The sequence below is a fragment of the Gemmatimonadota bacterium genome (genome assembly GCA_016704275.1).
Lineage (GTDB): Bacteria > Gemmatimonadota > Gemmatimonadetes > Gemmatimonadales > GWC2-71-9 > Palsa-1233.
Genome location: JADJAK010000001.1, coordinates 37,468 through 59,651, shown reverse-complemented (window position 1 = coordinate 59,651; position 22,184 = coordinate 37,468). Strand labels below are relative to the sequence as shown.

Below are 22,184 nucleotides of genomic sequence, written 5' to 3'. Positions count from 1 at the left end.
GAAGGACCTCTTTCCGGTGCGCGCGGGGAGAGGTCCTTCGACTTCGTCCGCTTCGCGGACTTCGCTCAGGATGACAACGCCCCCTCACCCCTCACCGGCCCCGTCCACCGTTTACCCCCCTCCCCCCCCCACCATTAGCTTTCCGGGCTCTACCTGAACCCCGGAAAGTCCCAGGATGTCCGAGCCCGACAAGTACCTGCCCGAAGCGATCGAGACCAAGTGGCGTGAGCGGTGGGCGGCTGAGCGCACCAATGAGCCGGATCTCGACCGCGCCGAGCGGCCCTTCTACAATCTGATGATGTTCCCCTATCCGTCGGCCGAAGGGCTGCACGTGGGGAATCTCTTCGCGTTCACGGGCGCCGATGTCTTCGGCCGGTTCAAGCGGATGCAGGGCTACCAGGTGTTCGAGCCGATCGGCTTCGACGCCTTCGGGATCCATTCCGAGAACTTCGCCATCAAGGTTGGGGTGCACCCGGCCGAGTTGATTCCGCGCAACATCGCCAACTTCACCCGCCAGCTGACGCGGATGGGGGGGATGTTCCCGTGGCGGAACGTCCTGTCGACCACCGAGCCGTCCTACTACAAGTGGACCCAGTGGGTCTTCCTGCAGCTCTACAAGCAGGGGCTCGCCTACAAGAAGAACGGCGCGGTCAACTGGTGCCCGAGCTGCAAGACGGTGCTCTCCAACGAGCAGGTGATTGCCGGGGCCTGCGAGCGTTGCGGCACCATCGTGGAACAGCGCGTCCTGGAACAGTGGTACTTCCGGATCACCGACTACGCCGAGCGGTTGCTGAACAACCTCGATGATCCGACCAAGATGGATTGGTCGGACACCACGGTCATGGCGCAGAAGAACTGGCTCGGCCGCTCGCACGGCGCCGAGGTCACCTTCCGCGCCAGCGATCCGTCGAGCTCGGGGATCACCGTCTACACCACGCGCCCCGACACGCTCTTCGGTGCGACCTTCCTCGTGCTCGCTCCCGAGCATCCGTTGGTCGACGCACTCACCACCGACGCGCAGCGCGGCGCGGTCGAGGCGTATCGGGCCCAGGCGGCGGCGCAGGATGTGGTGACGCGGAAGGTCGGCGACAAGGAGAAGACCGGGGTCTTCACCGGCAGCACTGCGCTGAACCCGGCGACCGGCGCGCAGGTCCAGGTGTGGATCGCCGACTACGTGTTGATGGACTACGGCACGGGCGCCATCATGGCGGTCCCCGGGCACGACGAGCGCGACTTTGCGTTCGCCACCAAGTTCGCGCTGCCGATTGTCCGCGTCATCGCCGGCCCTGGCGACGATGCCGGGACGCCGCTCGAGGCCGCGTATACCGGCGTTGATGCCGACAGCCGGATGGTGAATTCGCGCGAGTTCGACGGGCGCACGCCGATGGACACCAAGGCGGCGATCACCTCGTGGCTCGCGTCGCGCGGCAGTGGGAAGGAGACGGTGCAGTATCGCCTCTACGATTGGTGCATCTCGCGCCAGCGGTATTGGGGCCCGCCGATCCCGATCATCTACTGCGACGACTGCGGCCCGGTGCCGGTGCCCGAGGCCGACCTGCCGGTGGTGTTGCCGGCGATCGACGACTTCCGTCCCGATGACTCGGGGGTGTCGCCGCTGGCGCGCCATGCCGAGTGGTACTTCGTCCCCTGCCCCACCTGCGGCAAGCAGGGGCGACGGGAGACGGACGTCTCCGACACCTTCCTCGACTCGGCGTGGTATTTCCTGCGCTACCCGAGCAGCGAGCTGACCGATCGGCCGTTCGACCTGGAGCGCACGAAGAAGTGGTTGCCGGTCGCGAGCTACATCGGCGGGAACGAGCATGCCGTGCTCCACCTGCTCTACTCGCGCTTCATCACCATGGTGCTGCACGACGCCGGAATGCTCGACTTCGAGGAGCCGTTCCGGAAGTTCCGCGCGCACGGCCTGATCGTGAAGGACGGCGCCAAGATGTCGAAGTCACGGGGCAACGTCGTCGTCCCCGACCAGTACATCGACAAGTGGGGTGCGGACACCTTCCGTACCTACCTGATGTTCCTCGGCCCCTTCCAGGAAGGCGGCGACTTCCGCGACGCCGGCATCTCGGGGCCGCGCCGTTTCCTCGACAAGGTCTGGGACCTGGTCACGCTGGCGACCGATCCGGACTGCAAGGACGCCGAGATTCGCCGCGAGGTCCTGATCAAGTGGCACCAGGTCAAGCAGCGCGTGGCCGAGGAGATCGAGCAGCTTCGCTACAACACCGCGATCGCGGCGCTGATGGAACTGGTGAACGTCCTTCGCGACCAGAACTGCGCCGAGCGCACCCTGGTGAGCGAATTGGTGCAGATGACCGCGCCGTTCGCGCCGCACTTCGCCGAAGAGTGCTGGGAACGCCTCGGCCACAAGACCACGATCTTCGACTCGACCTGGCCGAACTACGACCCGGCGCTGACGATTGAAGACACCATCACCGTCGCCGTGCAGGTGAACGGCAAGACGCGCGGCAGCGTGACGATCGCGCGCGGTGCCGACGAGGCGGCGGTGCGCGCGGCCGCCGAGGCCGATCCGGCGGTGGCGAAGTACCTCGCCGGCGAAATCAAGAAGGTGATCTGGGTGCCGGGGCGGATGCTGTCGTTTGTGGTGGCGGGCTGAATCGATCATCGACCATCGATCATCGATGATCGATGATCGATACCAGAGATAACCTCGTATGGCAGATGCGCTCTCCTTCGACGACTTCCTCGCGGTCGACATCCGGGTCGGCCGCATCCTCACCGCCGCACTGAATGCCAAGGCGCTGAAGCCGGCGTACGTCCTCACCATCGACTTCGGTGCCGAGCTCGGCATCAAGAGCTCCAGCGCCCAGCTCACCGTGCACTACACGCCGGAGCAACTGGTGGGGCGACTCGTCGTGGCGGTCGTGAACTTCGCGCCGAAACGCATCGCCGGCGTCAAGAGCGAGGTGCTGGTGCTCGGTGTTCCGGACGCCGAGGGCGCGGTCGTGCTGCTCGAACCGACGCACGGGGTGCCGCTCGGGGGGAGGATGTTCTAGGCCGCCCACCGCCCTTCACTCCGGTACCGCATCGGTCGATACCTCCCGGGATCTTCATCCCCCCGAGGCAATCACCATGCAAACGTCCCCTGCGGCGCTCCCCATCATCTTGCTGGCCACGCTGACCGCCTGCGGCGCCGATACGACCGGCCCCGACCCCATTCCGTCCGGGCCCGTTGCCACCCTGGCGATGTCGACGCCCGCCGTCGTCGTCGGCACCGGCCTCACCACCACCCTCGCGGCGACGCCGAAGGACGCCGGGGGCAACGTGCTGACCGGGCGCACGATCACCTGGACGTCGCGCACGCCAGCGACCGCGACCGTCTCGGCGAGTGGCGTCGTCACCGCGGGCGCGCCGGGGACCAGCTGGGTCGTCGCGGAGTCGGAAACGATCAAGGACAGCAGCGAGGTCACCGTCGTCGATGGCCAGATCGCCTTTGCCTGGAACGACAACGCGTCGACGGCCGGTGCCTCGACGCCAGAGCCCGAGTACAGCTACAACCCGACCGGCGCCGCAAACACGATGAATCGCACCGGGCCCGGCCTCTATACGGTCGGCTGGACCGGGTTGACGGTGCCCAGCGGGGCGATCAACGCGCAGTTCGTGACCGCCTACAGCCCGAGCAATGGCGGCTTCTGCATGGATGACAACTGGGGTGGCTCGCAGTTGATCTTCCGCTGCTATGACAGCGCCGGCGTCCTCGCCGACCAGTCCTCCACGACCGTGGTCATCGGCTCGGGGACGCTCGCCGGACGCTCAGCGTTCGCCTGGGTCGACTCGCCGACGACCAGCGCCGAAGCCTCCGGTACCTGGCGCCATCACCCGCTCGGCCGCTCGATCTTCTCCGAACATCTGGCCACCGGCAGCTATGTTGTCCGCTTCGCCGGGCTGCAGCGCGCCAGCGCGAGTGATCGTGAAGGCGTCGTGGTCACGGCGTACGGACCGACCGCAGCCGTCTGCCAGTCGAGCGCACCGACCAGCACCACCACCGCGCTGGAAGTGGCCGTCCGGTGCTTTGATGCCACCGGTGCTCCGGTCGACAGCCGGTACACCATCCTCCTGGCCGACCGCGCGCGGGTTGGTGCGTCCCTCGGCTTCGCGCTGGCCGACCAGCCAACCGCCGCAACCTATACCCCGGCCAACTCCGCGGTGCGCGGCACTGGCTCCGTCCTGATCACTCGCGCCTCCGTCGGTGTCTGGGACGTCGCCTTCACCGGCTTCGCCCGGAGCGGGACGCTGAAGGAGAGCTTCATCGTGTCGCCGGTCGGGACGACTGCCGGCCGTTGCTGGATCGAGTATTGGGATTACTCGTCGACCGCCGGCGGCACCGGCACGGTGCGCGTGGGATGCTCGACCGTCGCCGGGGTGGCGGCGGATATGCCGTTTTCGGTGGTGGCGGTGCAGTAAGTCATAGGTCATAGGTCAAAGGTCATAGGTCGTAAGTCGTAGGTCATACGTCATCCCGAACGGAGTGAGGGACCTGCGTGCACGCTGTCACGCAGATCCCTCGCGCTGCTCGGGATGACGGCCGTATACGACTTACGACCTATGACCTACGACTTACGACCTACGACCTAGCCCCTACTTCCCCTCCACCCGCTTCTTCAACACTTCCAACTCTCCCTGCGTCCCCATCCGCATGGCGCCGAGCATGATCTTGTTGGCGCCGGAGAGCATGGACGACCCGGCCTTGCTGCTGTCGCGCACGGTGGTGGCGAGCGAGTCGAACAACGGCGATGAGAAGGTCGTGACGACGGTGGTCGAGTCGCCCATCGCGGCGAGCGAATCGCGCCGGACGAGAACGACCTTTCGGACGCCGGCCGAGTCGGAGACCATCTCCATGACCAGGAGGGTGGGGGCATTCACCTCGCGGACAATCCAGTCGCCATCGAACGAACTGCTGACCGCGGTGGCACTGTCCGGCTTGGCGGCGCTGCGGCTCCGCAACGTGTCACCGACGGCGAGCAGCCCCTTGCCGAAGGGACCTTCGATCTTCGAGTCGCTCATCCAGAGCGCCATCGAATCGGCGGTTGCCAGCGCGGCGAAGATCCGCTCCGGCGTCCCCGCCATCGTGACCGTGGCACTGTTCCCGCCGCCGGTGAGTTGCTTGTAGCCGTAGAAGCAGGTGCCGGCCACCGCGAGAATGATCAACGCCAGAATGCCCAGAATCCACTTGATCATCAGGTCGTCTCCCCGCCGGCCGGCTCCGCCGTCCGCGCGCCAAAGAGTTGGTCCAGCATCAGAATCGCCGACGGATTGCCGGCTGCCATCTTGAGCTGATCGATCGCGGTCATCGCGTTCTTCTCTTCCTCGACCTGCTCATTGATGAACCACTGCAGCATCACCTGGGCCGGGTAGTCATTCTCCACGACGGCCAGGGCGTAGAGGGCGTTGATCGAGCGGGTGACCACCTGCTCATGATGAAGCGCCGATTGGAAGACCGCCAGTGGGGAGGCGAATTCGTGGTCGGGGGCCGCAATCGCCTGCAGCACCACCTGGCCGCCACGGTCGCCCATGTGGTCATAGATCTTCATGGCGTGGACCCGCTCCTCCTCGGACTGCACCCGCATCCAGCTCGACATCCCGGGAAGCGAGTTGGCGTCGAAGTAGGCCGCCATCGCCAGGTAGGAATAGGACGAGGCGAGTTCGAGGTTGATCTGGGCGTTCAGGGCGTCTTGCAGCTTCGGGGACACCATGCGGGCGGAGCTCCGGTGGAGGGTTGGCTGAATTTAGTGGCGAGAAGCGAGAAGCGAGAAGCGAGAAGCGCCACCCTGTGCGAACTTCCCACCACCACGCCTGTCCCCTCGCTTCTCGCTTCACGCTTCTCGCTTCTCGCCCTCCCTTGAAACCCCCGCCCCACCCCCCGCCGTCCGGCCTGCGACGCTCCCGGCCGTCCCTGCATCTATACTGCTGCCATGACACGAGCCCTGACGATGGATGCGATGACCCTTCCGAACGCCGACTCGGTGATCGCCCTCGCGAAGCAAGGCGACCCGGTCGCGCTGGAGACCCTGTACCGGGCCTACAGCACCCCGGCGTACAACCTCGCCCGGCGGATCTGCCGCACGACCGAGGATGCCGAGGATGTCCTGCAAGAGACCTTCTTCGAGGTCTGTCGTAGCATTCGCAACTACCGTGGTGATGGCTCCATCTGGGGCTGGATCCGCACCGTGACCTCCTCCAAGGCGCTGATGCGCCTCCGGCGGAACAAGTACCGCGTCACCGACGACCTCCACGACGACCTGGCCCCCGCCCGGGGGGCCTCAGTGGCCCTCAAGATGGACCTCGAGGCCGCCCTGGAACGGCTGAGCGACACCGCTCGCGCCGTCGTCTGGCTGCACGACGTGGAGGGTTTCACCCATGAGGAGATCGCCACCCAGATGGGGAAGACGGCGTCCTTCTCGAAGTCCCAGTTGGCCCGGGCGCATCAGCGCCTCCGGGTCTGGCTGGGCGAGGAGTCCCTGGCATGATCACCCACCTCTCGATGGAACAGCTCCTCGCCGTCCGTGACGGCGACCGGAGTGAGCCCGTCCTGGCCGAGGCACACCGGCACCTCGCCGACTGCGCCGACTGCCAGGCGGAATTGAATCGCCTGCACCAGCGGACCGCTCGGCTCCGCGCCCTGGCCACGATGACGCCGGGTCGCGACCAGTTCCCGGCCGTGAAGGCACGGCTCCACTGGGAACAGTCGCACACTCGGCAGCGCCGCCTCGCGACGCTGGGCCTCTCGATCGCCGCCTGCTTCCTGATCGCCGTGGTCGGCCGCCACCTGTTGGCACCGCCGACCCTCGACGCCGAGCAGCAACTCGAGACGGCGATGAGCAACTCGCAGTTGCTCGAACAGCGACTGCGCGACTGGAAGCCCGACTCGCGCGTCCTTGATGGTGCGACCGCGGAAGTCGTGATGCAATTGGAAGACAAGATCGCCGCGCTGGATGCGGAGCTCGCCCGGGCGGGCTCGGCCAGCGAGGCGGAACGGCTGGAGAAGGAAGTGGCGCTCTGGCAACAGCGCGTCGGCCTGATGAATGCCCTGGTGGAAGTCCATGTCACCAAGGCCAGCAACGTGGACCTCTAAGCGGTCCCCCTGACGGAGCAGCAACCATGCGGAACCTGACCCACTCACTGCTGTTCGTCCTGCTCGCTGCGGCCCCCGCCGCCGCGCAGGACACCTCGGTGATGATCCAGAACAAGGACTGTACCGTGAAGGTCGACGGGAAGCGGCTTCCCGCGGCAGAGGAGAAGAAGGCCTGCGAGCGAATGCGCGCCGCGTCGGCCCGAATGCAGGAACAGACGGTGCGGTTGCAGGCGCAGTCAGTGCAGATGCAGCGTCAGGCCGAGCGGATGGCGAATGAGGTTGCCCGCACTGGCGTGCAGGAGCGTGCCATCACTGGCCAGATGCGAGCCGTGGAAGAGGCAACCCGTGGCGCGGCCGGCGCACAGATCCGGATGCGCAGTGATCTCTCCGAGCGCGCCGTTGCCGGCCGCATGGCCGAACTCGACGCGACGAGCCGCTTGGCTGAGGTGCGCGCCGGCACGATGGCGCGCCAGATGGGCGAACTCGCGGCCTCCAATGCGAGGCTCGCCGAAGCACGCAGCCTGACCGGCCGCGCGATGATCGCCATTGCGGCGCGTCCGCGCCTCGGCATCACCATCGATACCCGCGCTCGCGACACCGACCGGTGGGGCGCCTACGTCAGCGCCGTCACCCCCGGCGGCCCCGCCGACAAGGGCGGCGTTCGCTCGGGCGACGTCATCGCCAAGCTCGCCGGCAAGGCCGTGACCGGGTCGGGCGACGAAACGCCGGGCATCCGGTTGATCACCATGATCGGTGCGCTCGAGCCGAACAAGCGGATCGACGTCCAGATCCGCCGAGGCAACGACACCAAGACGGTGAAGGTCACGCCATCGGATGACGACTCGTTCTTCGCCGGCCCAGCCGTCGTGCTCGATTCGTCGCGACGCGCCTTCACCACCACCTTCGAGGTCCCGACGTTCAGCGGGAACCGGACGCGGGCGGGCGCCAACGCCGAGATGATGCGGATGATCGAGCGTAGTGGCGATCCCCTCACGAGCGGATCCTACCAGTTCGTCACCATCGCTGGCGCGGCGATGGGCGGCCCGCTCGCCGAGGTCGAGATGACCTCGCTCAACGCCGGCCTCGGCGCCTACTTCGGCGCCACGGAAGGGGTGCTGATCATCAACGCGGGCGGGAAGCAGGACGCCGGCCTCCAGGCAGGCGACGTCGTCACCGCGGTCGATGGCCGCAAGGTGACCTCGCCGGGGCAGCTGGCCCGCATCCTCCGCACCTACGAGAAGGGCGAGGAGTACAAGCTGCAGATCATGCGGCAGAAGAAGACGGAGACGGTGACGGGGAAGATGCCGTGAGGGGGTGATCCCCTGCGGTTGTCATCCTGAGCGAAGCCCGCGGAGCGGGCGCAGTCGAAGGACCTCTCTCCTGTGCGATGGGAAAGAGGTCCTTCGACTTCGCAGCCTTCCAGGCTGCTTCGCTCAGGATGACACCTTCGTGCTTGACTCCACGCTAAATAAGTGACCATTTACCTACATGGCCAAATTCAATCGCCGTGCCGCCGAGCGTCCCAATGAGCTCCTGGATGCTGCCCTCGAGCAGTTTTACCGGGCTGGCTTTGCTGCGGCCAAGATCGAGGAGATTGCCCGAGCGGCCGGCGTGACGGTGGGGACGGTCTACCGCTACTTCCCGTCGAAGGAGGCGATCTTTCGGGCCGTGGTGGAGCGGCACCTCGACTCGAGTTGGAGCCGGGGCCGGGATATCGCCGAGGCGTATGGCACGATGACGGCGCGCGAGGTCGTGGCGTTGTTGCTCAGTCGGTGGGAGGCGGTCTTGCAGGAGCCGGGGCCGCGGCGGGTGGCGATCCTGGTGATGCGCGAGGCGCCACTGTTCCCGGACGTGGTGACGTTGTATGAGACAGAACTACTAACGAGGGGCCGACTCTCGCTCGAGCGCGCCCTTCGCCACGGCATCGAGCGCGGCGAATTCCCGCTGCTCCCGATCGAGGCCACGGCTCGGGCCTTGATCGGGGCGCCGCTGGAGCAGCTCGTGTGGGAGGCGACCTTCGGCCCGCTCGCGGATGCTGGCACGCAGAGCGCCCTGCTGGTTCGGGGGCTTCCCCGACTCGAGCAGATCAGCCTCGCGGTTGCCCTCGCCCCCAATTCCTCGAGCCCCGCACTCCCGAGCGAGCCGGTCGCGCCTGGGACGCTGCGCATCACGACACTGCGGCCGCCCGCTTCCCATTAAGTTGTCCGGATGGATCGACGCACCACCATCATCACGCGGGCCCTGCGACTCCGCTGTCCTCACTGCGGCGGGGGTGGGCTCTTTCGTTACTGGGTCCAGATGATCCAGGATTGCCCGCACTGCGGCTACTCCCTGGCGTCAGGGAATCGGGTCGGCGCCAATCTGCTGAATCTGGTGGCCTCGGAAGTGACGCTCTTCATCGCGATGGCGGTGATCATCGTCCGGAGCTGGCCGAACCCGCCGTGGAGCTTCCTGCAGTTTGGTGCGCCGGCATTGATGGTGATCGCGCCGCTGGTGCTCTATCCGTTCTCGAAGATGCTCTTCATTGCCTTTGACCTGGCGATGCACCCCGAGGCGATGCCCGACGCCAAGGTTCACGGGGTCGGGCGCTGAGGCGTGTCATCCTGAGCGGAGCAGCCGGAACGGCTGCGTAGTCGAAGGACCTCTCTCCCTGTCCTTGGGAAAGAGGTCCTTCGACTACGCCCGCTACGCGGGCTTCGCTCAGGATGACACTGGTGGGGCACCCCATCTGGCCCAGCACCACGCCACCATCCCGTACGCCAGCACTGCCGCCACCGTCACATCCGAGAGGAAGTGCGCTTCGGCTTGCACGCGCGTCAGCGCGCACCCTGCCGCCAGCCCGACCCAGACCGGCCACCCTTTGGGGTAGAGTCGGCAGAGGATCCAGGCGCCACTGAACGCCACGAAGGCGTGTGACGAGGGGAGGCCGATATCGCGGGTGGACCAGAAGTGGTCGTTGAACGGCCGGAAATAGTAGGCGCCATCGTGCAACTTGGGCCGTTCTCGACGCAGCAGGATCTTGGCCACCTCTGCCGCCAGTCCGCCGAGCGCCGGCATGCCGCCGATCAGCAGGGCGGTGCGGCGATCGCTCGTGTGCAGCCAGACGGCGACCGCCATCAGGATCCAGAGCGGGAGGTAGCCGACGATCCGCAGCATCCGGCCGAAGTCGTTGTCGTAGACGCCCGGCTTGCCGAGGTGGAGCCAGGCGTACTGGTCGCCGAGGTGGGCGACGGCGATAGCGAGGGTCGCGAGGAGGGCGATGCGGGTGGCGGGGCGCATTCCTAGAGTATAGCCGTGCGGCGCTACCTTTCCGGGATGCGCCTCCTCCCTGCCTTCGCGCTCTTCCTCGCCGCGGTGCCGGTTGCCGCCCAGGATTTGCCGCCGTTCGTTCCGGTCAATCCGATCATTGCCGCCCGCTCACCGCTCTACGCGCAGCCGATCGTTGGGGCGGCGCCGGGGTGGCGGGTGCGGTTGGTCACCGACTACAGCAATGTGATCGAGACGGGGACATCGGTTGACCGCCGAGAATACCTGTTTGACGCGGAACTGCTGCAGATGGACCTGTGGGTGACGAGGGATCTGTCGCCGAGGGCGTTTCTCATGGCGGATCTCTCCGTGCGTGGCGGCTACGATGGAAAGCTCGACGCCTTCCTCAACTGGTATCACGACCTGATCGGGCTGCCGGTGCCCGCGCGCAACCGGCGTCCCGAGGACACCTTCGGCTGGACGCAGACCCTCCCCTGACGGCCGCGTCATCGACCGCTCCCGCCCCGGCACCTTCCTCGGCGACCTCCGGCTCAGCGCCGGCCGGCGCTTCGGGCGGTCCCAGCTGGTCGGCACCGTCACGCTGCCCACGGCGACGGCCTCTGGGGAAGGTTGGGGGCGCAAGTCGGTCGGCATCGCGGGCTCCTTCACCTCACGGTTGGCGGAGAGCGATCGGATCATTGTCGACGCCGGCCTCTCTGCCGGCTGGACCCCGACGCAGGGCGCCCTTGCGGCCTACCAGAAGAGCGCCTTCCTCGGCGGGCTCATTGGCAGTCGCTGGCGCTTCTCCGGGAGTCAGTCCCTCTTCGCCACGATCGCCTTCCAGACGGCGAACTGGAAGGAGACTGGCTGGGCGTCGGTCGACGGGCGCGACGTGACGCTCGATGCGGGGGGCTGGTCAACTTCAAGCAGGGATGGCCTGAGGTCCAGATCGGCATCACCGAGGACCTCGCGCCGCGCGGGCCGGCGGTGGACGTCGGCTTCAAGGTGGGATTGAGATGGTAGGGGCGACGCGTGCGTCGCCCGTACGAAATGGGATATCCTTGCAGCGGGCTAGTGTCGATTTTCGTAGGGGCGACGCATGCGTCGCCCCTACGGCGGTGTGATGACGACCACCAGCGACCGCGGGCCCTGCGCACCGATCACCAGCGCGCGCTCGATGTCGGCCGTCTTCGAGGGCCCGGAGATGAAGACGCCGAAGCCGGGCGTGTCACGCTCCAGGCCCAGCTTCGCATAGGCGCCGTGCATGTCGGCCACGAGGTCCGTGGCGCGCAGGACCAGCACCAGATGCATCGTCACGAAGGGCAGCGCCCGATGCCCCATCGCCGAGTCCTTGACCCAGATCGCGCCGTTCTCGACCACGCCGAGCTCACCCGAGACAATCACCAGGTCGATTCCGTCGAGTGAGTCATCGGTGAACGGCGCCCCGTCCATCATCGAGATGACTCGGCGCGCCTCCGGGTAGCGATCGTGGATCGCCGTCGACACGTCGCCGGTGATCACCGCCTCGCCACCGACCTCGCGGACCATCGCCGCAAAGCGTTCCACGGCATCATGCGGCAATGCCGCGCCGGTCGGAAGGTCCGGCAGTGGCCGCACATCGGGACGATTGCGCCGGACCGCGTCGAGGATCTCCTGACGGCTGCTCATCCGCGTCCGCTCCGCTGGTACCACTCGCGGAACGACTCCTTCGGCCACACGGGCAATTCCCGCTCCCGTCCCCATGCGGTCCGGCGCGCCAACCACCCTGGCACCATGCGCAGGGCCACCCGCGCCACTCGGCCACACCATTCATACCACGCGCGCGATCCGAAGACGCCGCCGAGCAGCGTCATGGTGAGTCGCTTCCTAGCGGGGAGGAGTCCGGCACGGCCGACCACCTGCCGCCAGCGGTAGAGCTGCTGCGGGATGTCGATCTTCACCGGGCAGACGTCGCCGCACGACCCGCAGAGCGTCGACGCAAACGGCAGCGACGCGTGCTTCTCCAGGTCGATCCCAGGCGAGAGAATCGCGCCGATCGGACCCGGGATGGTGCTGCCGTAGCTGTGTCCCCCGCTCCGACGATAGACCGGGCAGGTGTTGAGGCACGCGCCACAGCGGATGCAGGCGAGTGCCTCGCGGAACTCCGGACGGCCGAGGTGCTCACTCCGACCGTTGTCGACGATCACCAGATGGAGCTGGCCGGGCCCACGCGGTGTCACCACGTGCGAGCTGTACGCGGTGATCGGCTGGCCGGTGGCACTCCGCGCCAGCAGCCGGAGGAAGACGCCGAGATCGGCCACCCGCGGGATCAGCTTCTCGATGCCCATGCAGGCGATGTGCAGCGGCGCGAGATGGACGCCGAGGTCGGCGTTCCCCTCGTTGGTGCAGACCACGATGCCACCCGTTTCGGCAATCGCGAAGTTGACGCCCGTCAACGCCGCCTCGGCGCCGAAGAGTGCCGTGCGCAGCGGGCCGCGCGCGGCATCAGCCAATCGCCCCGGGTCGTCCTCGTCGGGCGACGTGCCGAAGTGCTCGGCGAAGAGCGCCCCGACCTCCGCCTTCCGCTTGTGGATCGCCGGCATCACGATGTGGCTTGGCGCTTCGCGGCCGAGCTGCACGATCCGCTCGCCCAGGTCGCTGTCGACCACGGTGATGCCGTGCGCCTCGAGGTAGGGATTGAGATGGCACTCTTCGGTGAGCATCGACTTGCTCTTGACCAGCCGGGTCGCGCCGCGATCACGGAGAATGCCGAGGACGATCCGATTGTGCTCGTCGGCATCGGCGGCCCAATGCACCACCACGCCATTCGCCAATGCGTTCCGCTCGAACTGCTCGAGGTACTCGTCGAGCCGTGACAGGGTGTGCGCCTTGATCCCCGAGGCGAGGGTGCGGAGCGCCTCCCATTCGGGGATCGCGCGGGTCACCTGATCGCGCTTGGCTCGCACGAACCAGAGCGCCTGATCGTGCCACGCCGTCCGCTCGGCATCCTGCGCGAACGCCTCGGCGGCCTCAGGATGCGTGGTGATCGTCACGGCCGTTCGCCGTTGAGCACTTCGGCAATGTGCATCACGGGGAGTGGCGTGCCCTGTCGGCGCACTATCCCGTCAAGATGCATCAGGCACGACATGTCGCCACTCACCAACACCTGAGCGCCGTGGCGGCGGTGATCGGCAATGCGGTCGCTCCCCATCCGGGCAGAGATGGCGGCTTCGTCGACGGCAAAGGAGCCGCCGAATCCGCAGCACTCGTCGGGGCGGTCAAGCGGCACCACCTCCGCACCGCGGGCGTGGCAGAAAGGTACGCAGCGCGCCACCCGGCACGGGCCCAAGCTCGGAGGCGGTGGCCTGGCGGAGGCCGCGCACGGCATGACAGCCGACATGCACGCCGATCCGATAGGGAAAATCGATCGGCGGCCCGTCGAGAGGGTCAGCAGGAACTCACAGAGCTCCATGGTGCGGCTTCGCACTTGTTGCGCAGGGCGTCTGCGGCGGGGCATCGAAGTGGTGCCGGACGTACTGCACGCAACTTCCGGACGGCGCCACGATGGTGTCATAGCCGGCGAAGGTTCGGACGAAGCGCCGCGCGGCCCGCGTGTGCATCACCCTCGCAGCCGGCGTTCGCCATCGGTTGGCCGCAACAGGTCTGCGCCAGCGGATACTCGACCTTCACCCGCGCGCCTCCAGCACCGCCAACGTGGCGCGCGCCACCTGGGGTAGAAGCTGGTCGACGTAGCACGGGATGAAGAGCGCGACGCTCATGCGTGGAAGATGAAGATCGGCTCCATCGGCAACCACTTCTCGCCCGGCTTGGCCCACGGGAGCGGGCGCTGGAAGTGCCACATCATCTCCTCCCATTCCTGCCCGGGCGTTGAGGGAGGTCGGCCGCCGCCTTCGCCTCGAAGGAGAAGTGCTCGGCCACCTCCGTGATCATGCAGAGCGGTTCTGCAGCCGGTAGATCGTCATCTCCTTGATCCCCGAGTCACGCAGCGACTCGAGCACCTCGGGCCAGACGTCGCGATGCCACGCCTCGTACTCCTTGATCAGCGCGGGCTCGTCCTGCAGGTCGAGGGTCAGACAGAAGCGTCGCAGCATGGGAAATCCTCAGGCGGCCGGTTCGAGGGTGGCCGTGTCGTTGATGCCGGGGTGGCGATAGCCGCGGAAACCGAAGTGGAAGACCACGAGGTAGCAGAGCGCCGGGACGATGAACGCCGTCTGGATGCCGCGGACGTCGGAGAGATAGCCCATCACCGCGGGGAGGATGGCGCCGCCGACGATCGACATGACCAGCAGCGAAGAGCCGAACTTGGTGTGCGCGCCGAGGCCGTCGAGTGCCGGGGCGAAGATGGTGGGGAACATGATCGAGTGGAAGAAGCCGATCAGGACCACCGCCCAGATCGCCATCGCGCCGGTGGTGGAGATCGCGGTCACGGCGCAGGCGAGCGACCCGGCGGCGAAGAACGCGAGCATCCGCGGTGCCGGAATGGTCTGCATGATGGCCGAGCCGAGGAAGCGGCCAATCATGAAGCCGAGGAGGTGGTACTTGAGGAAACCGGCGGCGGCCCGCTCGGCGGTGCCGGGGACCACCTGTTGCGCAAAGCGGATGACGAACGAGGCGACGCCGACCTGCGCGCCGACGTAGCAGAACTGCGCGATCACTCCGCGCACCAGATTGCCGTGCGCCATGATGCTGCCCGTGGCCGGGGCGGCGGCGTGACCATCGTGCGCCGCCTCGACCACGTCGGGCAACGGTGCGCCAGATCAGGAAGGCCACGACGAGGAAGATCGCGGTGATCACCAGGTACGGCCCGCGCACCGCCTGCGACTCGGTGATCCGGTAGGGCTCGACCGCCTCGGGCCCCATCGCGGCGAGCTGCGCCTGGGAGTACTCGACGCCGGAGAGGATGAAGGTCGCGCCGAGGATCGGCGTGATCAGCGCACCGACGGAATTGAAGGCCTGTGCGGTATTCAGCCGGCGCGCGGCCGACTCCGGCGGCCCGAGCACCGTCACGTACGGGTTGGCGGCGACCTCGAGGAAGCACTGACCGCACGCCATCACGAAGAGCGCCAGCAGAAAGAAGCCGTATTCACGCGTCGCGGCCGCCGGGAGAAAGAGCAGCGTGCCGGTGGCGCAGATCATCAGCCCCGTCAGGATGCCGCGCTTGTAACCAACCCGCCGCATCAGCCACCCGGCTGGCAATGCCGCGAGGAAATAGCCGCCGAAGAAGGCGGTCTGGATCAACGACGATTGGAAGTCGGTGAGGTCGAGCGCCTTCTTGAGGTGCGGAATCAGGATGTCGTTGAGATTGACGCCCAGCGCCCAGAGAAAGAAGAGCGAGGTGATCAACATCAGGGGGACGAGGAAGCGCCGTTCCGTGAGCGGTGCCGTCTGGCCAGTCATGGCAGTCCTGTGCGCAGGGGGTCGAGCGGGAACCGCTCAGGTGATGGCGCGATCGAGGTGGACGTAGCCGCCGTCCACGTGCAGCTGCTGGCCGGTGGTGTGGCCCGATTTGGAGGACAGGAGGAAGACGACCGTTGTCGCGATCTCCTCGGCCGTGGTCATCCGGTGTTCAAGCGGAATCTTCGCCACGATCCCGGCGAGCTTCGCCGCCGGATCGGGGTGCGTCGCGAGCCACTGCTCGTAGAGCGGTGTCATCACCTCGGCGGGCACCACGGCATTGACTCGGATCCCGGCGGGGAGCAACTCGACGGCCCATTCCCGTGTGAGCGCGAGGATCGCCCCCTTCGCCGCCGCATAGCCCGACGTCCCACCCTGCCCCGTCAGCGCCACCTTCGACGCGATGTTGACGATGCACCCCCGCGTTGCCGTCAGTGCCGGCAACGCATGGGTGGGCCATGGCATAGTAGTGCGAGAGGTTGCGCTCCAGCGAGGCAGCGAACGCCGCTGGCGATCCATTCGCCAGCCCCACCCCGTCATTCACCCCGGCGTTGTTGACCAGTGCGTCGATCCGCCCGCAACGCGACATCACCGTCGCGACCGCCTCGGCACGCCTCGGCCCGGTCGAGCGATGCGATGACGACCTCGACCATGTTGCCCGCGCTCCGAAGCCCGGCGGCGAGCTCGGTGCTCGCGGCCTCGTCACGGTCCACAATCACCGTGGTCATTCCCTCGGCCGCGGCAGCTGAATGATCGCCGCACCGATCCCCTTCGCGCCGCCCGTCACGACCACAACCTTGCCGCCGAGTCCGAGATCCATGGGCTAGCCCTCGAGACCGTAGCAGGTCGCAGCGTTGCCGCCGAAGATCGCGCTCCGCTCATCCACGCTGAAGCGCACCAGATACTCGGCGATCACCTCGCGCACCTCGTGGTAGCTCCCGGCCAGCAGGCAGACCGGCCAATCCGACCCCCACATCAAGCGATCGACGCCGAACGATTCCACCACCACATCGAGATACTGCCGCAATTGCGCCGGCTTCCACGCCCCCCACTCGGCCTCGGTGATCAGTCCCGAGAGCTTGCAGTAGACATTCGGGTGGAGTGCCAGGGCGCCGAGGTCACTGGCCCATGGCTCGAGCACGCCCTCCTTGATGGGCGGCTTCGCGATGTGATCGAGGACGAAGCGCTGGTCGGGCAGCATGGCGGCCAGCTGGGTGGCGGCTCGGAGCTGTCGGGGCACGAGCAGGAGATCGTAGGTCAGGCCGAGCGGCGTCAGGGCTCCGATGCCGCGCACCACGTCGGGCTGGAGCAGGAACTCGTCATCCGGTTCGCCCTGGACCAGGTGGCGCACGCCACGAAAGTGTCGGTCGTCGGCAAAGTGCGCGAGGCGATCGCCGACCTGCGGCGAGCGGAGGTCGACCCAACCCACGACGCCACGGATGAAGGGATAGTCGCGGGCCAGATCGAGGAGGAACCGCGTCTCACGCTCCGACTGGTCGGCCTGGACGGCCACGCAGCCGTCGATGCCGTTGGCGGCGAGCAGCGGGCCGAGGTCGGCGGGGAGGAAGTCCTGGCGCAACACCGCCATGCCGTCGTTGATCCAGGCGTCACGCACCGGATCGTACTGCCAGAAGTGCTGGTGTGCATCGATTCTGAGCATCAGGCGCTCGGCGTCCCGGGGTAGGCCACGGCGCGTTGACTCGAGGTCCCGAGGCCGTCGATGCCAAGTTCGACCACGTCGCCCGGCTTGAGGTAGCGCGGCGGCTTGAAGCCGAGGCCGACGCCGGCGGGTGTGCCGGTCGAGATGACGTCACCAGGCAGCAGCGTCATGAACTGCGAGAGGTACGAGACGATCGTCGGAATGTTGAAGATCAGGTCGTTCGTGTTGCTGTCCTGCAGCGTCTCCCCATTCACCGTGAGCCAGAGGCGCAGGGCGTGCGGATCGGCGATCTCGTCGCGCGTGGCCATGAAGGGGCCGAGCGGCGCGAAGGTGTCGCAGCTCTTTCCCTTGACCCACTGCCCGCCGCGCTCCATCTGGTACTCGCGCTCGCTGTAGTCGTTGTGCAGCGCGAACCCGGCCACGTGGCACATGGCGTCGACTTCGCTCACATAGCGGGCCGTGCTGCCGATCACGACAGCGAGCTCCACCTCCCAGTCGGTCTTCTGCGAGCCGCGCGGAATCATCACGTCGTCATTCGGACCACAGAGTGCCGTGGTGGCCTTGAGGAAGATGATCGGCTCGGTCGGCTCCGGCGCACCGATCTCCTTGGCATGCAGCCGGTAGTTCATCCCGATGCAGATGATCTTGGATGGCCGGGCCACGCAGGATCCGAGGCGCTCGGTGGGGTCGAAGCGCGGGGCCGTGGCGCCATGGGTCTCCAGCCATGCGGCGAGTCGGGGCAGGCCGCCGTGTCCGAAGAAGCGCTCGTCCCAATCCTCGCCGAGCGCACTGCAGTCGATGCGGCTGCCATCGGCGGCCAGGACGCCGGGTCGTTCCTCGCCCGGAAGACCCACGCGGATCAACTTCATGCTGGCACTCCGAGACTCAACTGTTGAGGCGGATGAAGCCGCCGTCGAGCGGATAGTCGCTGCCGGTGATGAACGACGCCTCGTCCGAGCAGAGAAAGAGCGCCAGGTCGGCGACCTCCTCGGGGCGGCCCATCCGACCGATCGGCTGCGTGGCCGCGAGCTTGGCGAACATCTCCGCCTCGCGACCGGGATAGGTCTTGGCCAGGAAGCCATCGACGAACGGGGTGTGCACCCGCGCCGGCGAAATGGCATTGCAGCGCACGCCGTGCTTGGCATAGTCCTTGGCGACCGACAACGTCATCGAGACGACGGCGCCCTTGGTCATCGAATAGGCAAAGCGATCGGCGATGCCGACCGTGGCCGCCACCGACGCGATGTTGACGATGGCGCCCTCGCCTGCCGCCTGCATCCCATCGATCACGGCCTGCATGCAGAGGTAACTGCCCTTCACGTTCACCCGGAAGAGACGGTCGAAGTCCTGCTCGGGGGTATTGGCGAGGTTGCCGATGTGCGCCACCCCTGCCGAGTTCACCAGCCGCTGCACCGTGCCGCGGCGGTGGATGTCGGCGAAGACACGCGCCACATCGTCGTGACTGCTGACGTCACAGGGGTGCGCCCAGGCCGTCGCCCCACCGCTGACCAACTCGTGGGCCGCGGACTGCACCGCCTCTGCCGAGATGTCGACCAGGTGGACGTTCGCCCCGGCGTCGGCGAAGGTGCGCGCAATCGCGAGACCGATCCCGCTGCCCGCGCCGGTGACCACCGCCGTCTTGCCGTCGAGCCGGAATTTCGCCGCACTCACAGAGACACTCCGCGCTTCCAGGGAATGAAGTCGTCCTGCCCCAGCTCTTCGGCGCGCGTCAGCTGTCCACTCGCCACGGCGATGATCAACTCGAGGATTTCCTCGCCCATGCCGGCGAGTGTGGTGTCGCCGGAGAGGATGCGACCACAGTCGATGTCGATCAGGTCGGCCATCCGCGTGGCCAGCGCCGTGTTGGTGGCGAGCTTGACCACCGGGGCGATCGGGTTGCCCGTGGGGGTGCCGAGGCCGGTGGTGAAGAGCACCACGTTGGCCCCCGCGCCGACCTGCGCCGTGGTCGCCTCCACGTCGTTGCCCGGCGTGCAGAGCAAGTTGAGCCCGGGCGTCGTGGCATACTCGGGATAGTCGAGCACGTCGGTCACCGGCGAACTGCCGCCCTTCCGCGCCGCACCGGCGGACTTCATCGCATCGGTGATCAATCCGTCCTTGATGTTGCCGGGGGAGGGATTCATGTCGAAGCCCGAGCCGACCGCCTGCGCGCGCGCGTTGTAGGCCGTCATCAGGTGAAGGAAGCGCTCGGCGTGGCGCGGCTCGACGCAGCGGTCGATCAGCTCCTGTTCCACGCCGCAGAGCTCCGGGAACTCGGCGAGCAGCGTCGTGCCGCCGAGTGCGGCGAGCAGGTCGGCGGCATGGCCCACGGCCGGGTTGGCAGTGATCCCCGAGAAGCCGTCGCTGCCACCGCACTTGAGGCCGACGGTGAGCTTCGAGAGTGGCGCCTGCGATCGGGTGACCTGATCCGCCTCCACCAGGCCGTAGAACGTCTGCTCGATCGCGGCAGTGAGCATCGCCTGTTCGGAGCGCTGCCCCTGCTGCTCGAAGTAGAAGAGCGGCTTGTTGAAGTGCGGCGCGCGCTTGGCGATCTCCTCGCGGAGGAGGTCGCCCTGCGCGTGCTGACAGCCGAGCGAGAGCACCGTGGCACCGGCGACGTTCGGGTGGTGCAGGTAGCCGGCCAGCAGTCCGCAGAGATTGCGCGAGTCCTCGCGCGTGCCGCCGCATCCGCCCGAGTGCGTCAGGAACTTGATGCCGTCGATGTTGCCGAAGACGCGCCCCGATTGGCGCACGCGCCCCTGGGTGTTGCCACGGCCGCCCTCACCGTGGCGTTCCAGCAGCGCGCGGACCTGCTGGCGGTAGATGTCGGGCGGGGAAAAGCCGAGCTCTTCCTCGAACGCCTGGCGGATCATGTTGACGTTGCGATTCTCGCAGAAGACCAGCGGGATCACCAGCCAATGATTGCGCGTCCCGACCTGGCCATCGCTGCGGTGATAGCCGAGGAAGGTGCGCTGCTGCCAGGCACCAACATCGGGCGGATGGTACGGACGGAGCGTCGCGGCGGCGTGCACGCTGGCCGCCGCGTGGCGCACGTTGCTGGTGGTGATCGCCTCGCCGGCCGCGATCGGAACGACCGCCCTCCCCACGAGGATGCCGTACATGATGATCGGCTCGCCCACGGCGAGTGCAACGGTGGTGAATTTGTGCTTGGGGGAGACCTGCGTGGTGAGGGCCAGCTCGACGTCCGCATGACGCACGTGCTCCCCTGCGGCGAGGGGCACGAGCGCCACGAGGACGTTGTCGTCGGGATGGACCCGCAGGACGCGATCGGGCATGGACTTCCGGCTAGGGGAATGCCCGGATGCTAATCCGTCCGGCGGTCCGACGCTATATCCGGATCATGCGTCGGCGCTGTCGCCCGCTCCGAGTGGTGTGCGGCGGATGGCGGCACGGAATGCCGGGTGACGATTCCAGAGATAGGCGCCCATCGCCAAGGCGGCACAGACATTGGCGGCGAGCACGCCCCAGAGCGGGAAGAGGCCGCGGGTCACCTCGGAGGCCACGGCCAGCACGCCGTAGAACGCGAAGAGAAAGGCCACGAGGAGCTGCAGCACGCCGTACCGCGCCACGGAGGAGCGCTCGGAGAGGTGGACCATCTTCGTGAGGAAGAGGCCGAAGAGCGCGAAGGCGATCAGGTGGACCGCCGTGTACATCCCGATGGCCATGCCGACCGGCGCGGTCAGGTTGGGCGTTCCGCTCCGCAGCACGAGCACTTCGCCGAGGATGCTCGGCGTGAGGAGCGGAATGCCGTTGATGGTGTCGAGGAGCAGGTAGAACGCGGCGACGATTGCGGCGCCGATCAAGCCGGTGGTGATGCCTTCACGCGGTCCGAGGTGGGTCATGGGGGGGCTCCATGGTGGGGGGACGCGTCGCGGCAGCGGCCGAGGAGGAATTACCTCACGGCAGCGAATCCGGTGCGCCTTCGCCGAAGAGGAACTGCTCCATGTTGCGGAGCAGGAACTCCTTGGCCTTGGGCTGGTGGGGAATCAGGGCGTAGTGGTTGATCAGCTGCTGCTGGGTCTTGAGCCATTCGGCCCAGCAATTCCGGCAGATCGTGGTGTAGACGCGCTCGCCGAGTTCGTTGGGGAAGGGCTTGAAGGCCTGGGATTCCCCGGAGGTGCCGCAGCGGACGCAGGAAATGGTTGCCATGCAGGCAATATAAAGCCGACTTGGACAGTCGGACATCCAACCACTGGGCTACTCGGCGGCCGGGGTCCCCTTGGCGAGGAGACGTTCGGCGAAATCGAGCCGTTCGTGCACCTCGCTGAGCTCGGCGCGGAGCTGATCCATCTCGGCCCGGAGGTCCTCAATGGCGGCGACCCCGCCATCGACCAGAACGCCGGCACGGAGCTTGGCCTCCTCAAGCCGAGTCTTGGCGAGCTTCGTCACCATGGAGTGGACGATCCCCATGATCGGGATCGCGAAGATCATGAGGGGAATGAGGTCCTTCATCTCGGCTCCGGGTTCGGGAGTGGATCAGTCGCCAGAGCGGATCGCCTTGACGCCGCTGGCGGTGCCCAATCCGACGGCCGCCCCCGCCACCAGGGCGGTAAAGCCGGTGACGAACGGCAGCAGGGCGGCGACCGGGGTGCCGATCATGAGGACGGCCGCCCCGGCCATCCAGGGCGCCAGCGGGTGACGGACGGCGTCGACGAAGCGGAGGCGGTGGCGGACGTATTCCCGCGCGAAACCGAACAGGCCGATGCCGACGACGGCGGTGACGGCCAAGGTGACGAGATTCCAGATTCCTGCGAACATGCT

Annotated in this window: 22 protein-coding genes and 4 pseudogenes; 9 read left to right on the top strand and 17 right to left on the bottom strand. The window is 67.2% G+C overall.

The annotated features are described in order from the left end of the window. The first annotated feature begins 175 nt into the window (after nucleotides 1-175). From IPG05_00355 to IPG05_00345, 3 genes are all read left to right on the top strand, one after another. Nucleotides 176-2,629 (top strand): leucine--tRNA ligase, encoded by a 2,454-nt coding sequence (locus IPG05_00355; protein MBK6493550.1) that lies wholly within the window; start codon nucleotides 176-178, stop codon nucleotides 2,627-2,629. Between the two features lie 58 nt (nucleotides 2,630-2,687). Further along, nucleotides 2,688-3,029 carry a tRNA-binding protein gene (locus tag IPG05_00350; GenBank protein ID MBK6493549.1) on the top strand — a complete coding sequence of 114 codons (342 nt, stop codon included), beginning with the start codon at nucleotides 2,688-2,690 and terminating at the stop codon, nucleotides 3,027-3,029. Between the two features lie 76 nt (nucleotides 3,030-3,105). Then, nucleotides 3,106-4,437, top strand: coding sequence for a hypothetical protein (locus tag IPG05_00345; GenBank protein MBK6493548.1), 1,332 nt, complete (start codon nucleotides 3,106-3,108; stop codon nucleotides 4,435-4,437). Between the two features lie 174 nt (nucleotides 4,438-4,611). Here IPG05_00345 and IPG05_00340 read toward each other — a convergent pair whose 3' ends face one another. Together IPG05_00340 and IPG05_00335 are read right to left on the bottom strand one after the other, a co-directional pair. Continuing rightward, nucleotides 4,612-5,211 (bottom strand): hypothetical protein, encoded by a 600-nt coding sequence (locus tag IPG05_00340; GenBank protein MBK6493547.1) that lies wholly within the window; start codon nucleotides 5,209-5,211, stop codon nucleotides 4,612-4,614. Continuing rightward, nucleotides 5,211-5,726, bottom strand: a complete 516-nt coding sequence (locus IPG05_00335) for a ferritin (protein ID MBK6493546.1) — start codon at nucleotides 5,724-5,726, stop codon at nucleotides 5,211-5,213. The genes IPG05_00340 and IPG05_00335 overlap by 1 nt, the downstream gene beginning before the upstream one ends. A gap of 219 nt (nucleotides 5,727-5,945) precedes the next feature. Here IPG05_00335 and IPG05_00330 point away from each other — a divergent pair, with 219 nt between their 5' ends. From IPG05_00330 to IPG05_00310, 5 genes are all read left to right on the top strand, one after another. After that, nucleotides 5,946-6,500 (top strand): sigma-70 family RNA polymerase sigma factor, encoded by a 555-nt coding sequence (locus IPG05_00330; GenBank protein MBK6493545.1) that lies wholly within the window; start codon nucleotides 5,946-5,948, stop codon nucleotides 6,498-6,500. Continuing rightward, nucleotides 6,497-7,105, top strand: a complete 609-nt coding sequence (locus IPG05_00325; GenBank protein MBK6493544.1) for a hypothetical protein — start codon at nucleotides 6,497-6,499, stop codon at nucleotides 7,103-7,105. The genes IPG05_00330 and IPG05_00325 overlap by 4 nt, the downstream gene beginning before the upstream one ends. Before the next feature lie 26 nt (nucleotides 7,106-7,131). Next, on the top strand, nucleotides 7,132-8,415 hold the full coding sequence (locus IPG05_00320; GenBank protein ID MBK6493543.1) for a PDZ domain-containing protein: 1,284 nt from the start codon (nucleotides 7,132-7,134) through the stop codon (nucleotides 8,413-8,415). A gap of 178 nt (nucleotides 8,416-8,593) precedes the next feature. Continuing rightward, the gene (locus tag IPG05_00315) at nucleotides 8,594-9,304 is read left to right on the top strand and encodes a TetR/AcrR family transcriptional regulator (protein MBK6493542.1); all 711 of its coding nucleotides are present in this window, start codon (nucleotides 8,594-8,596) and stop codon (nucleotides 9,302-9,304) included. 9 nt (nucleotides 9,305-9,313) lie between these two features. Then, nucleotides 9,314-9,697 carry a DUF983 domain-containing protein gene (locus IPG05_00310; protein ID MBK6493541.1) on the top strand — a complete coding sequence of 128 codons (384 nt, stop codon included), beginning with the start codon at nucleotides 9,314-9,316 and terminating at the stop codon, nucleotides 9,695-9,697. Between the two features lie 108 nt (nucleotides 9,698-9,805). Here IPG05_00310 and IPG05_00305 read toward each other — a convergent pair whose 3' ends face one another. Further along, nucleotides 9,806-10,384 carry a phosphatase PAP2 family protein gene (locus tag IPG05_00305; protein MBK6493540.1) on the bottom strand — a complete coding sequence of 193 codons (579 nt, stop codon included), beginning with the start codon at nucleotides 10,382-10,384 and terminating at the stop codon, nucleotides 9,806-9,808. Between the two features lie 36 nt (nucleotides 10,385-10,420). On the opposite strand from IPG05_00305, the gene IPG05_00300 reads away from it, so the two are divergent. Next, nucleotides 10,421-10,849, top strand: a complete 429-nt coding sequence (locus IPG05_00300) for a DUF3187 family protein (GenBank protein MBK6493539.1) — start codon at nucleotides 10,421-10,423, stop codon at nucleotides 10,847-10,849. 612 nt (nucleotides 10,850-11,461) lie between these two features. Here IPG05_00300 and IPG05_00295 read toward each other — a convergent pair. The 14 genes and pseudogenes from IPG05_00295 to IPG05_00230 all read right to left on the bottom strand — a co-directional run bounded on the left by IPG05_00295 (nucleotide 11,462) and on the right by IPG05_00230 (nucleotide 22,181). Beyond that, the gene (locus tag IPG05_00295) at nucleotides 11,462-12,019 is read right to left on the bottom strand and encodes an LUD domain-containing protein (GenBank protein ID MBK6493538.1); all 558 of its coding nucleotides are present in this window, start codon (nucleotides 12,017-12,019) and stop codon (nucleotides 11,462-11,464) included. After that, nucleotides 12,016-13,377 carry a lactate utilization protein gene (locus IPG05_00290; protein MBK6493537.1) on the bottom strand — a complete coding sequence of 454 codons (1,362 nt, stop codon included), beginning with the start codon at nucleotides 13,375-13,377 and terminating at the stop codon, nucleotides 12,016-12,018. Before IPG05_00290 ends, IPG05_00295 begins: the two co-directional genes overlap by 4 nt. Nucleotides 13,378-13,379: 2 nt before the next feature. Then, nucleotides 13,380-14,109: pseudogene (locus tag IPG05_00285) on the bottom strand ((Fe-S)-binding protein). After that, nucleotides 14,106-14,442 (bottom strand): annotated as a pseudogene (locus IPG05_00280) (L-rhamnose mutarotase). The pseudogenes IPG05_00285 and IPG05_00280 overlap by 4 nt, the downstream one beginning before the upstream one ends. Before the next feature lie 9 nt (nucleotides 14,443-14,451). Next, nucleotides 14,452-15,748 (bottom strand): annotated as a pseudogene (fucP, locus tag IPG05_00275) (L-fucose:H+ symporter permease). Between the two features lie 36 nt (nucleotides 15,749-15,784). Continuing rightward, a pseudogene (locus tag IPG05_00270) lies at nucleotides 15,785-16,565 on the bottom strand (SDR family oxidoreductase). 3 nt (nucleotides 16,566-16,568) lie between these two features. Next, a complete protein-coding gene (locus IPG05_00265; protein ID MBK6493536.1) occupies nucleotides 16,569-17,405 on the bottom strand; it encodes an amidohydrolase family protein in 837 nt (278 codons plus the stop codon). Continuing rightward, entirely contained in the window at nucleotides 17,405-18,274 is an 870-nt protein-coding gene (locus IPG05_00260; GenBank protein MBK6493535.1) for a fumarylacetoacetate hydrolase family protein, read from the bottom strand. Before IPG05_00260 ends, IPG05_00265 begins: the two co-directional genes overlap by 1 nt. Before the next feature lie 16 nt (nucleotides 18,275-18,290). Beyond that, the gene (locus IPG05_00255) at nucleotides 18,291-19,076 is read right to left on the bottom strand and encodes an SDR family oxidoreductase (protein ID MBK6493534.1); all 786 of its coding nucleotides are present in this window, start codon (nucleotides 19,074-19,076) and stop codon (nucleotides 18,291-18,293) included. Continuing rightward, nucleotides 19,073-20,698, bottom strand: a complete 1,626-nt coding sequence (locus tag IPG05_00250; protein MBK6493533.1) for an altronate dehydratase — start codon at nucleotides 20,696-20,698, stop codon at nucleotides 19,073-19,075. The genes IPG05_00255 and IPG05_00250 overlap by 4 nt, the downstream gene beginning before the upstream one ends. A 63-nt stretch (nucleotides 20,699-20,761) precedes the next feature. Further along, nucleotides 20,762-21,265 (bottom strand): hypothetical protein, encoded by a 504-nt coding sequence (locus IPG05_00245; protein MBK6493532.1) that lies wholly within the window; start codon nucleotides 21,263-21,265, stop codon nucleotides 20,762-20,764. Between the two features lie 55 nt (nucleotides 21,266-21,320). Continuing rightward, nucleotides 21,321-21,572 carry an oxidative damage protection protein gene (locus tag IPG05_00240; protein ID MBK6493531.1) on the bottom strand — a complete coding sequence of 84 codons (252 nt, stop codon included), beginning with the start codon at nucleotides 21,570-21,572 and terminating at the stop codon, nucleotides 21,321-21,323. 48 nt (nucleotides 21,573-21,620) lie between these two features. After that, nucleotides 21,621-21,875 carry a hypothetical protein gene (locus IPG05_00235; GenBank protein MBK6493530.1) on the bottom strand — a complete coding sequence of 85 codons (255 nt, stop codon included), beginning with the start codon at nucleotides 21,873-21,875 and terminating at the stop codon, nucleotides 21,621-21,623. Between the two features lie 24 nt (nucleotides 21,876-21,899). Then, entirely contained in the window at nucleotides 21,900-22,181 is a 282-nt protein-coding gene (locus tag IPG05_00230) for a hypothetical protein (protein ID MBK6493529.1), read from the bottom strand. Nucleotides 22,182-22,184 lie beyond the last annotated feature (3 nt).